At 43.3% G+C, this 15828-nt stretch carries 11 protein-coding genes; 10 read left to right on the forward strand and 1 reads right to left on the reverse strand.

What is annotated here, in order from left to right:
- Positions 1–30 precede the first annotated feature (30 nt).
- Positions 31–1605, reverse strand: coding sequence for an ATP-binding protein (locus IRE19_RS03325; protein WP_203339334.1), 1575 nt, complete (start codon positions 1603–1605; stop codon positions 31–33).
- A 191-nt stretch (positions 1606–1796) separates the two neighbouring features.
- Here IRE19_RS03325 and IRE19_RS03330 point away from each other — a divergent pair, with 191 nt between their 5' ends.
- The 10 genes from IRE19_RS03330 to IRE19_RS03375 all read left to right on the forward strand — a co-directional run bounded on the left by IRE19_RS03330 (position 1797) and on the right by IRE19_RS03375 (position 15823).
- Positions 1797–2855, forward strand: a complete 1059-nt coding sequence (locus tag IRE19_RS03330; RefSeq protein ID WP_203339335.1) for a M42 family metallopeptidase — start codon at positions 1797–1799, stop codon at positions 2853–2855.
- Between the two features lie 19 nt (positions 2856–2874).
- The gene (locus IRE19_RS03335) at positions 2875–4335 is read left to right on the forward strand and encodes a UDP-N-acetylmuramoyl-L-alanyl-D-glutamate--2,6-diaminopimelate ligase (RefSeq protein WP_203339336.1); all 1461 of its coding nucleotides are present in this window, start codon (positions 2875–2877) and stop codon (positions 4333–4335) included.
- A 106-nt stretch (positions 4336–4441) separates the two neighbouring features.
- A complete protein-coding gene (locus IRE19_RS03340) occupies positions 4442–6010 on the forward strand; it encodes a peptide chain release factor 3 (RefSeq protein ID WP_191713907.1) in 1569 nt (522 codons plus the stop codon).
- A 138-nt stretch (positions 6011–6148) separates the two neighbouring features.
- Complete coding sequence (locus tag IRE19_RS03345) at positions 6149–9208, forward strand: efflux RND transporter permease subunit (RefSeq protein ID WP_203339337.1); 3060 nt, start codon at positions 6149–6151, stop codon at positions 9206–9208.
- A 78-nt stretch (positions 9209–9286) separates the two neighbouring features.
- Entirely contained in the window at positions 9287–10366 is a 1080-nt protein-coding gene (locus IRE19_RS03350; RefSeq protein ID WP_203339338.1) for an SDR family oxidoreductase, read from the forward strand.
- 220 nt (positions 10367–10586) lie between these two features.
- Entirely contained in the window at positions 10587–11372 is a 786-nt protein-coding gene (locus IRE19_RS03355; RefSeq protein WP_203339339.1) for a TerC family protein, read from the forward strand.
- A gap of 225 nt (positions 11373–11597) precedes the next feature.
- Positions 11598–12344, forward strand: coding sequence for an RNA polymerase sigma-I factor (gene sigI / locus IRE19_RS03360; protein WP_203339340.1), 747 nt, complete (start codon positions 11598–11600; stop codon positions 12342–12344).
- Positions 12345–12553: 209 nt separating this feature from the next.
- Positions 12554–13714, forward strand: coding sequence for an anti-sigma-I factor RsgI family protein (locus tag IRE19_RS03365; RefSeq protein ID WP_432419929.1), 1161 nt, complete (start codon positions 12554–12556; stop codon positions 13712–13714).
- A gap of 238 nt (positions 13715–13952) precedes the next feature.
- The gene (locus IRE19_RS03370; protein ID WP_203339342.1) at positions 13953–15302 is read left to right on the forward strand and encodes a TrkH family potassium uptake protein; all 1350 of its coding nucleotides are present in this window, start codon (positions 13953–13955) and stop codon (positions 15300–15302) included.
- A 77-nt stretch (positions 15303–15379) separates the two neighbouring features.
- Positions 15380–15823 (forward strand): MarR family winged helix-turn-helix transcriptional regulator, encoded by a 444-nt coding sequence (locus IRE19_RS03375; RefSeq protein WP_191713914.1) that lies wholly within the window; start codon positions 15380–15382, stop codon positions 15821–15823.
- Positions 15824–15828: the final 5 nt, after the last annotated feature.

Genomic DNA, 15828 nt, shown 5'->3' on the forward strand with positions numbered 1-15828 from the left:
GAAGGGGAATCGATCCCTTCCTGTTTTTGTTTAAATCGTTTTTATAGGCAAAAGAATTGTGGCGGTTGTTCCGACGCCTTCTTTACTTGAAATCGTCAAGGAACCTTTGTGTTCTTGGATAATCTTTTGGGAAACAATCAATCCGAGGCCAGTACCACTGGCTTTAGTGGTGTAAAAAGGTTCGAAAACTTCTTCCAGATCCTGTTCAGCAATCCCAATCCCCGAATCTTTGAACCTGATGGAAAACATGGAATCAGCTTCGGCTTGCAGTGAAATCTCGATTTCGCCAGGCTGTTCCATCGATTCAACAGCATTTTTCAATAAATTGATAAAGACCTGTTTTAAATGATGTTCTTCCCCATTGATCTGGAAATCCTTGTCCCATTCCGTCTTCAAAATGATGCCGTTCAGATTGAGCTCTGAACTGAAGAGCAGCAAAATATCATTCAGTGTTTGCTGAACGCTGAAAATCTTCAATGTGGCAGCTTGAGGTTTGGCGAGAACTAAAAATTCACTGATGATCAAATTGATCCTGTCTATTTCAGATTGAATCAATGCTGTATATTCAGGAAAGAGATGCTTGGGATCCTGATGCATCATTTGGACAAACCCGGAGACGACGGTCATGGGATTCCTGATTTCGTGAGCCACCCCTGCAGCGATTTCTCCAGCAAGCTTGAGTTTTTCAGATTGCAATATCAGCTTTTCAGATTCCTTTTGGTAGCTGATGTCCCGGGAAATGATCGAAGTGGCAATCACCTCATTGGAATCATCAAAGATAGGCGACAGCGTGACCTGTGCATGAAAGCGGCTGCCGTCTTTTCGGACATCTATCGTTTCCAATAAAGAATAGCTTTGGCCCTGCTGGACTTCCCTGGTACGGATTTCCGCTTCTTTTTTCATATCCGCTGGGTAAAGCGGCAAGGTTTTGCCGATGCATTCTTCTGAAGGCCATCCGTATAGTTCTTCAAAAGCGGGATTGACAGCAATGATTTTATTAGTTGAATCGAAAACAGCAATCGCATCTTTGGCATTCTCGAAAAACAAATGCAAGTAGCCTTCTTTTGACAACAGCGCCTTTTCCATCGATGCATTTTTTGATTCCAACTGTTTTAAATAATGGCTGAAATAGATGCTGTCGAGCAAAGTGATCGATAGAACCGCGATGAAGAAGGTAACCATCGATAATTGGTTGTAAGGCAATGGTGCTCTTACGGCAAAGCGGTCAAAAACCGTCAACAGCAAGGTGAATTCTACAGAAGTAATTAATGCCAGGACGACAATCGGCTTTGTATCATTATATAAAGCGGAAGCAATGATTGGTATCACAAAGAAAATGAGTGTGATGGAAGATGAAGATTCTAAATTCAAGATGAATACATATAGGTTCATGGCTAAAAGAACCATGAATTGAAGCGTATGATCATTTACTTTGACTATAGATAAGCCCAGTAATACTGTATAAGAAATGATGCCGAATAAAGGAGAAGCAGCGGCTGTATTCATTTCCACTAATTGATTAAGCAGAAGGTGGAAAATGCTTGCAAATCCGTACAAGTGGATAAATAATTGATTTCTTCTGTGTTTGATGACATTGCTTTCCATTGGACACCTCGAGGTTTATGCTTATAAACTATAGTATGTTGAACTATTCTTTCCGGTTTTCCGGCAAACAAACCGGAAGCGGAAAATGACAGGCAAAAGTTCATTTTTTTGATTCAACTTATACCATGATACTATAAGACAGGACTGTCCGAACAACTTTGATTTTGATATGATTAAAAGATCGAGGAGTGATGAAGGTGACCTATCAATGGAACCAAAACGAAACGATCGAATTATTGAAAGAAATAGTGGAAATTCCAAGTCCATCCGGCTATACCATGGACGTCATAGCAAAGATCCGAACGTTATTTGAACAATGGCATGTCGAGTACAAGACCACCCATAAAGGTGCGGTAATCGCGACGATCCAAGGAGAAAATAATCAGCAACATCGGTTGCTGACGGCGCATGTCGATACACTCGGTGCGATGGTAAAGGAAATCAAACCAAGTGGCCGCCTGAAGCTGTCATTGGTGGGCGGATTTAAATTCAATGCGATTGAAGGCGAAAATTGCCTGATACATAAAGCGGACGGTTCAACCGTATCCGGAACGATCCTGCTGCATCAGACAACGGTCCATGTCTACAAGGACGCGGGATCAGCTGAGCGCAATGCAGACAACATGGAAGTGCGCTTGGATGAAAAAGCCTTTTCACCAGAGCAGGTCAGGAACCTTGGAATTGAAGTCGGAGATTTTGTTTCTTTCCAGCCAAGATTTGAAGCGACTGCTTCTGGCTACATCAAATCCCGTCATTTGGATGACAAGGCAAGCACGGCTTTGCTGCTTCAATTGGTGAAGCATTTCAGCGAAACACAAGAAAAGCTGCCTTATACGACCCATTTTTATATTTCAAACAATGAAGAAATCGGCTACGGCGGAAATTCCAGCATTCCTGAAGAAACACAGGAGTATATTGCGGTTGATATGGGTGCTATTGGAGACGGACAGGAATCAGATGAATACACTGTATCGATCTGTGCGAAAGACTCAAGCGGCCCGTATCATTACGGATTGACCCGCCACTTGATTTCCTTGGCGAAAGAGCAGAGTATTGATTACAAAGTCGACATCTATCCTTATTATGGATCGGATGCATCGGCGGCCATCAGTGCCGGCCACGACGTGAAGCATGCTTTGTTCGGTCCTGGAATTGAAGCTTCCCATTCATATGAGCGCACCCATACAGATTCATTAAAAGCGGCGGCAGCATTGCTTCACGCATATGTCTTGTCACCATTGGTTTCATAAGAGTTAGGAGAGGATTTACATGAACAGCAAAGAATTACTTGCGGCAATCCCATATAAGCAGATTAAAGGTGAGTTGCCTGAAGAAATTAAGTATTTAACCATCGATTCACGGGATATCCAACCGGATTCCTTGTTCATTTGTATAGCAGGATATACGGTGGACGGCCATGATTTTGCACAACGGGCTGCCGACCAAGGGGCAACAGTGATTATTGCTGAAAAGCCATTGACGATCGATAATGCCACAGTGATCACAGTGGCCAGCACTTCGCGGATATTGGGGCTATTAGCCGCTAAGTTTTACGACTATCCCTCTAAGCTTTTGCATATGATCGGCGTCACTGGCACTAACGGCAAAACCAGTGTGGCAGGCATTCTGCATTCCATGTTGATGGAGCTGGGCGAAAAGTCAGCCTTGACCGGGACAATCGGCTTCAATTTAAATGGCCAACTGCATCCATCAGCCAATACGACAAACGATGTCTTGACGACGCAGCAGATGATTGCACGCGCACGCGATGAAGATTGCTCACACATGACGATGGAAGTTTCTTCGCATGGATTGATACTCGGCCGATTGGCTGGCGTGGAATTCGACACGGCCATTTTCACCAACTTGACGCATGATCATCTGGATTTCCATGGAACGATGGAAGCATACGGCCATGCCAAAGCGCTATTGTTTTCTCAGCTTGGCCAGGACCTTGCCAACCGGAAGCAGGCTATTTTAAATGCAGATGATCCATGGTCTTATGAAATCGCCAAGATGACACCACACCCTGTCTATACATTCGGCATTAAGAACGATGCACAATTCCAAGCAAAAGATATTGAATTGACACATGAAGGGACCCGCTTCACTCTTGAATGTTCTGAAGGGAAGTTCCCGGTCCAGATGAAATTGCTGGGAGAGTTCAACGTTTCCAATGCGCTGGCAGCAATTGCTGCATTATACGCTGAAGGCTATAAGTTGGATGAAATCCTTAAAGCTTTGGCGGCAATTGCGCCTGTCGAAGGACGTATGCAGAAAGTGGAATTGGAAGCACCGATTTCAGTCTTCATTGATTATGCGCATACACCGGATGCCATCGAAAAAGCGATTGATGCTGTTCAAGACTTCAAAAAGAACCGCATCATCTTCCTGGTCGGAACAGGAGGCAACCGGGATAAGACAAAACGTCCTATTATGGCTGAAAAAGCATCGGTTGCCGATTATGTCGTCTTAACGACAGACGATCCTCGCGATGAGGCATATGACAGCATTTTGGGCGACTTGGAAACCGGTATGACGCACAGCAATTTTGCTTGCATCGGCGACAGAGAACAAGCTGTCCGCCATGCTGTGCAACAAGCTGAGCCAGGCGACATCATTATTTTTGCCGGCAAGGGACATGAAGATTACCAAATTATCGGCAATACCAAATATCCACATAGCGATAAAGAAATTGCGATACAGGAAGCAATGAAAAAGTTTCAGTGAAAAAGAAGCCTCTCCAGGCTTCTTTTTTCTATGGACAGTAAAATTCCTTGTTTTTTTCAGTCGCGTTCTCTAATATGAAGAGAGTAGATTAAAGGAGCGTATAAACATGCCAGACCAATTAAAGAATGAAATTCAAAATAGAAGAACCTTCGCCATCATTTCCCACCCGGATGCCGGGAAAACAACTTTAACGGAAAAGCTGCTGTTGTTCGGCGGTGCAATCCGTGATGCAGGAACTGTCAAAGGAAAGAAAAGCGGCAAGTTCGCTACATCCGACTGGATGGAAATTGAAAAACAACGGGGGATCTCTGTAACGTCTTCCGTGATGCAATTCGATTATGCCGGACACCGCGTTAATATTCTGGATACTCCTGGACACCAGGATTTCAGTGAAGATACGTATCGCACATTGATGGCCGTCGACAGTGCCGTCATGATCATCGATGTGGCCAAAGGGATTGAAGCCCAGACCGTCAAATTGTTCAAAGTCTGCAAAATGCGCGGTATTCCCATTTTCACCTTCATCAACAAAATGGACCGCCAAGGGAAAGAACCGCTCGAACTGATGGAAGAGCTGGAAGAAGTACTTGGCATCCAATCCTATGCGATGAACTGGCCGATCGGCATGGGGAAAGAATTTCTCGGGATTTACGATCGCTACAATAAACGCATCGAGCCGTTCCGTTCTGAAGGAGAGCGTTTCCTGAAGCTGGATGAAGAAGGCAAATTGATGGAAGAACATGAAATGACCAAAACGTCTTATTACACTCAAGCGATGGAAGACATCGAATTACTGGATGAAGCGGGCAATGATTTTTCAATTGACCGAGTGAAAAAAGGTGAATTGACGCCTGTATTCTTCGGAAGTGCTTTAGGAAACTTCGGCGTGCAGACCTTCCTGGAAACGTACCTGCAGTTTGCTCCTTCACCACAGCCGCGTGAAACGCGAGATAACGAAGAAATCAATCCGGTCGATATGCCGTTTTCTGGATTTATCTTTAAAATCCAAGCCAATATGAATCCGGCTCACCGTGACCGTATCGCTTTCGTGCGCATCGTGTCCGGTAAATTCGAACGGGGAATGAACGTTACGCTGGCGCGGACAGGAAAAAGCATCAAATTATCACAAACCACTCAATTCCTGGCGGATGACCGGGAAATGGTCAACGAAGCCGTTGCAGGAGACATTATCGGCCTTCATGATGTCGGGAATTACCAGATTGGGGATACCATTACGAGCGGCAAGAAGTTCCAATTCGAAAGCTTGCCACAGTTTACACCGGAACTGTTCATGAAAGTAACCGCCAAAAACGTCATGAAACAAAAGCATTTCCATAAAGGGATTCTTCAGCTTGTACAAGAAGGAGCCATTCAATATTACAAAACCCTTCACTTGGAGGAAGTCATTCTTGGTGCAGTCGGACAGCTTCAGTTCGAAGTGTTCGAACATCGGATGAAAAACGAATACAACGTGGATGTACGGATGGAACCAGTCGGTTCGAAAATCGCACGTTGGATCGAAAATGAAGAAGATGTTAAAGAATCGATGTCCAGTGGACGTTCGATGCTGGTTCGCGACCGTTTCGATAATTATGTTTTCTTATTCGAGAATGAGTTTGCAACACGTTGGTTCCAGGACAAAAATCCGGGAATTCGATTGTATAGCCTTCTGTAAAAATGAAACCTGCTTCGGCAGGTTTTTTTATTTTTTATTGAAAAAAGTGGCAGATAAGTGAACACTATCTTTATAATTTGCGGTTGTAAGCGTTTTTTCTTATGATTAAGAAACACGGATAAGAGAGGGTTTGAAGAAATGAAACTAAGCGATTTTTCGATTAAAAGACCTGTTTTCACCTTAGTCATTATGTTTTTGATCATTATTCTGGGAGTGGTATCTTTTACCCGGATTCCAATTACTTTAATACCTGAACTTAATCCGCCGATTGGCGTGGTAGTGACTAATTATCCGGGGGCAAGCCCTACAGAAGTAAGTGAAAAAGTCACAAAGCCATTAGAGGCGAATTTATCGACTTTGCCAGGAATCAAATCAATTCAATCAAATAGCCAGGAAGGATCTAATTTTATCCTGTTGGAATTTGATTGGTCCACCAATATCGATGATGTCCAAACAGATATCATGCAGCGAATCGATCAAACGCCGATCCCGGATGATTCGAACGATCCACGTTTTTTGAAGTTTGACCCTTCTCAATTCCCAATCCTTCAATTGTCTTTACGTTCGAGCGATCCGGATGCTGATGTTCGTGTAGTTGCCGAAGAGCTGGAAACCGAGCTTCGCCAGACGGATGGAGTAGCCAGCGTCAACATTTCAGGATCTTTAATAGAAGAAATTCAAATTGAATTGGATCAGGCAGAACTGGAAGAACGAGGTCTGCAGCAATCGGATGTTGTCCAGCTGATTCAGGCAAACAATATTTCATTGCCGGGAGAACCGATTGAAACTGAAGATGGCCGGAATTTGACTACACGCATCATCAGTACGTTGACCAGTGTTGAGGAAATACGTGACCTAATTTTAACTATTGATCCAATTGACGGCAACAATGTCACCGTCGCGGATGTGGCCGAAGTGAATGTCAGCGAACGCGATAGCAATAGTGAAACGCGCGCGAACGAAGAGCCGGCTGTCCTATTGTCTGCTTTGCAGGAATCGCAGGCGAATACAGCAGAGGTTTCGGATGCTTTTCAGGAAAGGTTAGACGAATTGCTGAGTGAAGAGCGTTTTGAAGGCGTTCAAGCAGATGTACTGTTTGATCAGGGCGACTATGTCAAATTGGCCATTGGAAATATTGGCCAGACACTGATTCTGGGTGGAATATTTGCCATGCTGGTACTGTTCTTTTTCCTTCGTGGCATCAAGAGTCCAATTATTATTGGTGTCGCTATTCCGTACTCCGTTATCGTTACATTTGTTTTGATGTTTTTTGCGGACTTTGCTTTGAACATTTTGACTCTTGGTGCATTGGCTCTTGGAATTGGGATGTTAGTGGATAATGCCATTGTTGTGATCGAAAATATTGAACGGCATTTAGCGATGGGCAAGAACTCCAAAAAGGCTGCTTCTGAAGGCGCCAGAGAAGTTTCAGGTGCAATCATTGCTTCTACTCTGACGACAGTGGCAGTATTTATTCCAGTCATATTCATTTCAGGTTTGATTGGGGAAATTTTCTTTGAATTTGCTTTAACGATTTCTTTCAGTCTTTTTGCTTCTTTAGCTGTTGCGTTAACAGTCATTCCGATGATGGCTTCAAGAATGCTTGGGAAACCAGGCGATAAGCCGAAAGTACAAAAAGACACATCCAAAAGCGTCAAAGCATTCGAAGGTTCGGTTATTTGGGCTCTCCGCCATAGAATCATCGTACTGCTTACAGCGTTGGTCTTGTTGGTAGTTGGTGCTTTCGGAATTATGCAAGTTGGCACCGAATTTATTCCAGCCACGGATGAAGGTTTTGTCAGTGTCTCTGTTGAGCTGGAGAATGGTTCTTCCAGAACGGCGACCGACGAAGTCGTCAATCTGATAGAAGAAGAATTGAAAGATGAAGAGGATGTCGAAGTATACGTCAGTTTGATCGGCTCGACACAGCAAGGACAGGCCCAAGGTTCAGCAGAATCGAATACAGCTGAAATTTATGTGAAGCTGGTGGACTTGGCGGATCGTGACCGTTCTGTCTTTGAATTTGTGGATGAAGTGCAGCCGCGGGTTCTTGAGGCTGTAGGAGAACGGGCACTGGTCAACTTTAATCTGCAGACAGCTGCAGGTTCTTCACCGAATACATTGTCGTTTACAGTGACGGATACAGAACGGCCTCGCTTGGATGATGCAGTGGCTGATATTGAAGCTGCTTTACTGGATTTGCCGGAAATTACGGAGTTGACAAATGACCGCCAGGAAACCATCGATGAAATCCAGATGACCATCGACCGTGAAGCCGCCACTGAATATGGGTTGCCGCCGGCTCAAATCGCTCAATCCGTCAATAACATCACGCGCGGCGTTTTAGCTACACAAGTACTGACGGAAAATGATGAAGTGCTGAGTGTGTATGTCGCTTTTGACGAAGAGGAAAGAAACAGCCTTGAAAAGCTGCGGACTTTATCCCTACGGACACCTTCAGGCGAATTTGTCGAGCTGCAGGAATTGGCTGATATTGAAGTTGCTCAAGGTCCAGTCAGCATTCAACGGGTGGATCAAGCAGACAGCGTAACTTTTACATTGCAACATCAATCGAGCATTACTTTAGGGGATATGTCCGATAAAGTGGATGCCGCCATTGAAGAGTTGAATCTGGAAGAAAATACGATGATTTCGTTTGGTGGAGACCGGGAGCTGCTGGACAACTCCATCAATGACATGATGCTTGCTGTCGTGCTTGCCATTGTGCTGGTCTACATTGTGATGGCTGCGCAATTTGAGTCCTTTAAGTACCCGCTGGTCATCATGTTCACTGTTCCACTCATGGCAATTGGTGTGGCAATTGCGCTCTTTGTCACACAAACGCCGATCAGTATAACAGCTGTTATCGGGATACTGGTTCTGGTAGGAATCGTGGTCAACAACGGGATTGTGCTGGTTGACTATATCAATCAGCGAAAAGAAGCCGGAATGGAATCTTATGAGGCTATCGTAACTTCTGTCCATGATCGCCGCCGTCCGATTCTGATGACTGCTTTGACCACCATTCTAGGGTTATTGCCTTTAGCTATCGGAATTGGTGAAGGAACTGAAATCAATCAGCCGATGGGAATTACGGTTATTGGGGGGCTTATCAGTTCAACTTTGCTGTCGCTCTACATCGTGCCGATCGTTTATAGCTTGTTTGACAGACAAACAAGAAGAATGAATAAAAAGTAAGCCTTCGGGTTTACTTTTTATTTTTAATGAAAATTATTGGAAAATTTAGTATGATTATTAAAAAAGGGGAATGAAGCTATGAATGAAGTGGTCTTTACAGGATTTCCAGGATTTATCGCCAGCCAGTTGATACAAAAGCATGCACAGCAAAACGAGGCGATTTCTGCCATTATTCTTCCATCCGAACGCAACAAAGCTGAAAAAGAAGCCAGCCGAATTGAAAAAGAAACACATTGCCGGCCGATCAAACTGATTGAAGGAGATATCACCCAACCCGATTTGGGAATTGCTGACGAGGATCAGGCATATCTAAAGGCGAAAGAAGTCACTTTCTGGCATCTTGCTGCTATTTATGATTTGGCGGTGCCGAGAGACCTGGCATGGAAAGTCAATGTGGAAGGAACACGCCAAGTCAACGAGTTCGTTGCTGAATTGCCACGTCTGAAGCGATATGTCTACTTTAGTACGGCCTATGTGGCAGGAAATCGGGAAGGGACAATTTATGAAAATGAATTGCTCCGTCCAGAAGCTTTCAAAAACTTCTATGAAGAAACAAAATTTGAAGCGGAACTGCTGGTCGAAAAAATGAAGGATTTAATGCCGATTACCATTATCCGGCCAGGAATTGTGCGTGGCCATTCAGTTACAGGAGAAACCATTAAATTTGATGGTCCTTATTTTTTCCTGAATTTGATTGATCGGGTTAAGTTCCTTCCTGCTATTCCATTCGTTGGTCGTTCTAAATCCTATATTAATGTAGTACCGGTTGATTACATATTGGATGCCTCAATTTATTTAAGCAAGCTAGATGCGGCTTCGGGCCAAACTGTCCACCTGACAGATCCAAATCCACATCCGGTGGAGGAAGTTTATCGCGGAATGGTCCATTTGATGACAGGGAAAAATCCGAAAGGGCGTTTGCCGCATAAGCTGGCGGAAATATCTTTATCCATAGCACCCGTAAGAAAAGGGCTGGGCGTCGAAATTGAAACCTTGGATTACTTGACCTGGACCGCTGACTTCGACACCAAAAATGCAGAACTTCTGTTGAAAGGGAGCAGCATCAGATGTGCCGATTTTTTGGAAACAATGCCGGCAATGGTGGAGTTTTACAATATGCATAAAAATGACAAAAAGTTTCAGATCCCTATTCATTAAACTTTCCCTTGTTTTGAAAAGATGCTATACTGACATTACAACTTCATACACTTTGACTTTCAGTCAAGGGGGAGTAGCTATAGGGTAACCTATTTCACAGTCGTCAATACATGGTTAGTAGCCATCGGTTGTGATAGCAGATGAATTTTGCTTAGCGAGACCTTTGCCTTTATTTAGGCAAGGGTCTTTTTTGTGGGCAAAAATAGGAGGAGAAAGCAGAATGGAAGCAATTTTATTGGAGTATGCCTGGGTCCTATTGGTATTAGTTGGACTTGAAGGGCTACTAGCTGCAGATAATGCAGTGGTAATGGCGGTAATGGTAAAACATTTACCGAAAGCGCAACAGAAAAAAGCGTTATTTTACGGATTGGTAGGAGCTTTTGTTTTCCGTTTTGCAGCGTTGTTCATGATTACGCTATTGGTTAATATCTGGCAGATTCAAGCACTTGGAGCGGCTTATCTATTGTTCATTTCGATTAAGAGCATATACGATCAGCGCAAGGGAGATACAGATGAAATCCTTGAAGGCGTTGATGGAAAACCTGAGAAAAAAGGTTCTGGTTTCTGGATGACGGTATTAAAAGTCGAATTAGCAGATATTGCTTTCGCAATCGATTCGATGTTGGCAGCGGTCGCTTTAGCTGTAACCTTGCCGCATTTGAATGTTTTTGGAATGGATGACATTGGAGGCATCAACTCAGGGCAATTTATGGTCATGCTTGCTGGTGGATTGATCGGCGTTATCATCATGCGATTTGCCGCACATAAATTCGTGCAATTGCTTGAAAAATATCCACAGCTTGAAACAGCCGCATTCGTCATTGTTGGATGGGTTGGAGTAAAGTTATTGGTTATGACACTCGCTCACGAAAATGTCGGTATTCTGCCGCATGATTTCCCGCACTCCACACCTTGGACACTGATCTTCTGGACGGTATTGATTGGTATTGTAGTGGTAGGTGGAATTCTCGGAGTCAGACAAGCTAAAGAACAAGAAGTTAAATAAATTTCGAGTTTATCGGAATAGAATATAAAAAAAGGTGTATTGAATCCAATTCAATACACCTTTTTCTATGATTTAGAAATCAGTAGACGAAAAAATGATTCACTACCGACAAAAGAAATAATTAAAAAGCGAATAATGGTAGGAACAGAAGAAACTGCCTCTTTCAAATTAGTTCCTTCAAAGCTACAATCGAGTAAGCAGTGACTTTGAAATGAGGTGAATGAAGTGCTTTTGTCTACATTAAGCGGAATTTTTGGGCGCGACGAAAAAACTGATCTTGAAGCAATGGTGTTTCAAGCGCAGAACGGAAACGAACAGGCATTGCACGATTTACTTTTTTCTTATTCACCTTTTATGAAAAAAACGGCTTCTCAAGTGTGCAAACGGTTCATCGATGATCACGACGATGAGTACAGTGTCGCACTTTCCGCATTCAATGAAGCTGTACAAAAGTTTGATCAAACCAATAACGCTTCATTTCTGACATTCGCGCATATGGTCATCCGCAGGCGCATCATTGATTTTATACGCAAGGAAAGCCGGCGAGACGAATTCAGTCATGACTTCATGCCGGCAGCTGAACCGGAAACGCATAATAAGATAGCCGACCAAGCGGCATCTCTTGCCTATGATACCAAACAGGAAAATCAGAAAAGGCGTGAGGAAATTGCTTTATATGAAAACATACTCCAGCAATATGGCCTATCTTTCCAAGTTTTGGTGAAAGTGTCGCCATCTCATCAGGATGCACGCCTCACTGCTATCCAAATCGCACAGTTGGTTGCTGAAACAGATGAATACAAACATTATTTATTGGAAAAGAAAAAATTACCGATTAAGGAAATTGAAAAACTGGTTAAAGTGTCACGGAAAACGATTGAACGCAATCGGAAATACATAATGGCAATTGCGCTCTTACAGATGAGCGATTTATATTTCTTAAAAGATTATTTGAGGGGAAGGTTAATTTGATGCAGAGACAATCGGGAATATGTATTGAACTGAATCAAGACCGCTCAATTTTTCTGATGAAAGATGGACAGTTTGTAACCGGAACTCCTGTAGGCAAGACTTCTATCGGAGAAGAAGCCAAATTTTATCCTTTTGAAAAAAAAACGCTGATTCGTCGGCAGCCCATTATCGCCCCTGTGGTAGCGGCGATAGCTGCTTTGGCATTGTTTATGTCTGTGCTCGTGTCTCCGGCTGAGGAAGCCTTTGGTTACGTTCAAATACAAATCAATCCAGGCATCGAGCTGGGAGTCAACGAGCAGCATGAAGTCGTATCTATCCGTGAATTGAACAGCGATGGAGAAAAGCTGATTCATCAACTTGGTGACTGGAAAGACAGTTCCCTTCCTGAGATTTTAAACCGAGTGATCGGTTTGGCTGTAACAGAAAAAACCAAAGACATCACTATCACGGCAGTAGAAGAGGAAGGCAAAGAGATTGAGGATTCCATCAAGAAAGTAGCAGCGGAAGTTTCGTCCAGCACAGACAACGAAAATATGGCCATTCATTTGAAAGCAGCCACTAAGAAACAATGGCGGCAGTCGAAAGAAAAGCATGTACCCGTTGGAAAACTGATAGAAGAGTCGGAAACCCTGAAAAAAGAAAAACAGCCAGACGTCAAAAAGAAGGAACATCAGTCTGACAAGAAACCCATTTATAAAGAGGAGACAAACGGCAATAAACAAGGGGAATCGGATCAAAACAAGAAAACCGATAACAGGGAAATAGATGAAAGCAACACTTCGAAAGATAAGAAACACCCAAATGCAAAAAAGGCAACTCCTCCTGCAGTAGAGAAGAAAAGAGAAGTAAAGGAACATCAAAAAAATTCGAAGCAAAATAATGAGTCTGAAAAATCTTCCGCTCAACCGAAGAACATTCTTCCCGAAAAGAAACAGGAAAAAGTAAATCCACAGCCTAAAGCTGAGCCGAAGCAAAAAGCTGAGCCAAAACCAGTACCAAAGCCTAAAGTTGTGCCGAAGCAAAAAGCTGAGCCAAAACCAGTACCAAAGCCTAAAGTTGTGCCGAAAGAAAAACCGGAACCTAAGCCGAAAGAAAAATATGAGCCTAAGCAAAAGCCGAAAGAAAAAAATGAAAAACGAGGTCCGGAAAATAAAGGGCAAGGAAATAGCAAAGCTCCAGGCCAACAAAAGAAGAATCATTCTCCTGGCAACAGCGATAAGCGAGAAAACAATAAAGATACTCATGCTCCGCCTGCACAAAGCGAAAAGAATGCTAAGAACCCCGATAAAAAACAAAAAAACACCCATGAGGCAAATGGGAAAGAAAAGTCGGCAAAAGCAAATGGCAAAGAAAATCAAGAAAAAGAGTAGAAGATTGACTTCTGCTCTTTTCATTTTTCGGAACCCGGAATGCTGACTCGCTAGCTGTGTATTGAGACTAAGAACCTGGACTAAGTGCTTTTTGTCGATACTTTGCCAGATCACCACTCAGTACCTAAAAGCGGGACTTTTCAATTCGCAATCATTAGATTTTCGATTTCTCTTTCCTTTTGCCTATTCTTTTCATAGAATGGGGAGAGAGAAAAACGCTGAAGGGAATCAATGTCCTATGAATAAATCATTTCAAAAAGTACGGAATCTTACACCTGCACAGGCGATTGTTTCGTATTACTTTGTGGCAATTGCCATTTCCTTCTTATTATTGAGGTTACCGAATGTCCACAAACCCGGCATGACCATCCCTATGATTGATAGTCTTTTCACGGCAGTAAGTGCGGTGAGCGTAACAGGTTTAACGGCAATCAATGTGGTGGAGACCTATACAGTCTTTGGCATCATCGTATTAATGGTTATTTTGCAGTTAGGCGGTATTGGCATCATGTCCATCGGTACGTTTTTCTGGCTGCTGGTCGGTAAACGAATCGGCTTGCGGGAGCGCCAATTGATCATGGTTGACCATAACCAGTCGAGTATGGCTGGCGTAGTTAAATTGATTCGTGAAATAGTTAAAATCCTCCTTCTGATAGAAGCGGTGGGAGCACTCATTTTGACTGTTTATTTTACGCAGTATTTCCCGACGTTCCAGGAAGCTTTGCTTCATGGTGTGTTTGGTGCTGTAACCGCAACGACGAACGGCGGTTTTGATATTACAGGAGAGTCATTGGTCCCTTACTTCAATGATTATTTTGTGCAGATCATCAATATGATCTTGATTATTTTGGGGGCCATCGGTTTTCCTGTACTGATTGAAATAAAAGAATTTTTGTCGAATAAAGAAAAACATTTCCGTTTCTCTCTTTTTACTAAAATTACCACAAGCATTTTTGCGATTTTATTGGCGGTTGGAGCAGCCGGCATCTTACTGCTCGAATCATTCCGGGCATTTAAAGGAATGAGTTGGCATGAAGCTGCATTTGCGGCGATGTTCCATTCGGTCTCCTCACGCTCCGGTGGAATGGTTACCGTCGACATCACCCAATTTAATGAAGCCACAAATGTCTTCATGAGTGCGCTGATGTTCATCGGGGCTTCACCGAGTTCGGCAGGAGGCGGAATACGGACTACCACTTTCGCCATCGCGTTTTTGTTCCTGATCAATTTTGCGAGAGGGAAAAACACCATCCAGATATTCAAGCGTGAAATTGAATTGATTGATGTTTTTCGTTCGTTCGCTGTTATTTTTCTGGCGGTCTTCATGGTGCTCGCTGCAACCATCACATTGCTCATCACGGAACCCCAGGCAACGCTCGTGGAAATCGTCTTTGAGATCACTTCGGCATTTGGAACCTGCGGCATGTCACTTGGCCTAACGGATGACCTGTCGGTGATCGGCAAAATCATCATCATGGCTTTGATGTTTGTGGGACGTGTCGGTTTGATATCCTTCCTCTTCACCATTGGCGGAAAAACGGATCCAACGAAATTCCATTACCCGAAAGAGCGTGTTATCATTGGCTAACTCCCAAAGGTGTTATTTTAGCGAAAAAAGACTATAATTAGTGTAATGCAGCTTAAACAGTAGAAAGAGTGAACCTAATGAATGAAGATATTAAACAATCGTTAAAATTATTTATTGTGCTGTCGCGTGCGCACAAAGCCATATCGGAACAAACTAACCAGTTTTTCCAGGCGAGTGGTGTAAACCCGACAGAATTTGCTGTGCTTGAACTTTTATACCATAAAGGCAAGCAGCCGCTCCAGAAAATAGGCGGGAAAATTCTATTGGCGAGCGGTTCGATTACATACGTAATCGATAAGCTTGAAAAAAGAGGTTATATTAACCGTGTCAATTGTCCGAGTGACCGGCGCGTGACATATGCGGAGATATCTGAGCAAGGAAAAGAATTTATGGCTCAGGTCTTTCCGGAACACGAAAAGAAATTGCATGAATTGACGAACGTGCTGTCAAACGAAGAAAAAGAACAAGCCATCGAATTGATGAAAAAATTAGGCTTGTCGATCAAAGACCTGTCATATTGAGCACG

The organism is Planococcus beijingensis (genome assembly GCF_016820615.1).
GTDB lineage: Bacteria > Bacillota > Bacilli > Bacillales_A > Planococcaceae > Planococcus > Planococcus notacanthi.

Coding starts and splice junctions, on each gene's coding strand:
- IRE19_RS03325 (WP_203339334.1), bottom strand. CDS start 1,605: ATGGAAAGCAATGTCATCAAACACAGAAGAAATCAATTATTTATCCAC.
- IRE19_RS03330 (WP_203339335.1), top strand. CDS start 1,797: ATGAAGGTGACCTATCAATGGAACCAAAACGAAACGATCGAATTATTG.
- IRE19_RS03335 (WP_203339336.1), top strand. CDS start 2,875: ATGAACAGCAAAGAATTACTTGCGGCAATCCCATATAAGCAGATTAAA.
- IRE19_RS03340 (WP_191713907.1), top strand. CDS start 4,442: ATGCCAGACCAATTAAAGAATGAAATTCAAAATAGAAGAACCTTCGCC.
- IRE19_RS03345 (WP_203339337.1), top strand. CDS start 6,149: ATGAAACTAAGCGATTTTTCGATTAAAAGACCTGTTTTCACCTTAGTC.
- IRE19_RS03350 (WP_203339338.1), top strand. CDS start 9,287: ATGAATGAAGTGGTCTTTACAGGATTTCCAGGATTTATCGCCAGCCAG.
- IRE19_RS03355 (WP_203339339.1), top strand. CDS start 10,587: ATGGAAGCAATTTTATTGGAGTATGCCTGGGTCCTATTGGTATTAGTT.
- IRE19_RS03365 (WP_432419929.1), top strand. CDS start 12,554: ATGTCTGTGCTCGTGTCTCCGGCTGAGGAAGCCTTTGGTTACGTTCAA.
- IRE19_RS03370 (WP_203339342.1), top strand. CDS start 13,953: ATGAATAAATCATTTCAAAAAGTACGGAATCTTACACCTGCACAGGCG.
- IRE19_RS03375 (WP_191713914.1), top strand. CDS start 15,380: ATGAATGAAGATATTAAACAATCGTTAAAATTATTTATTGTGCTGTCG.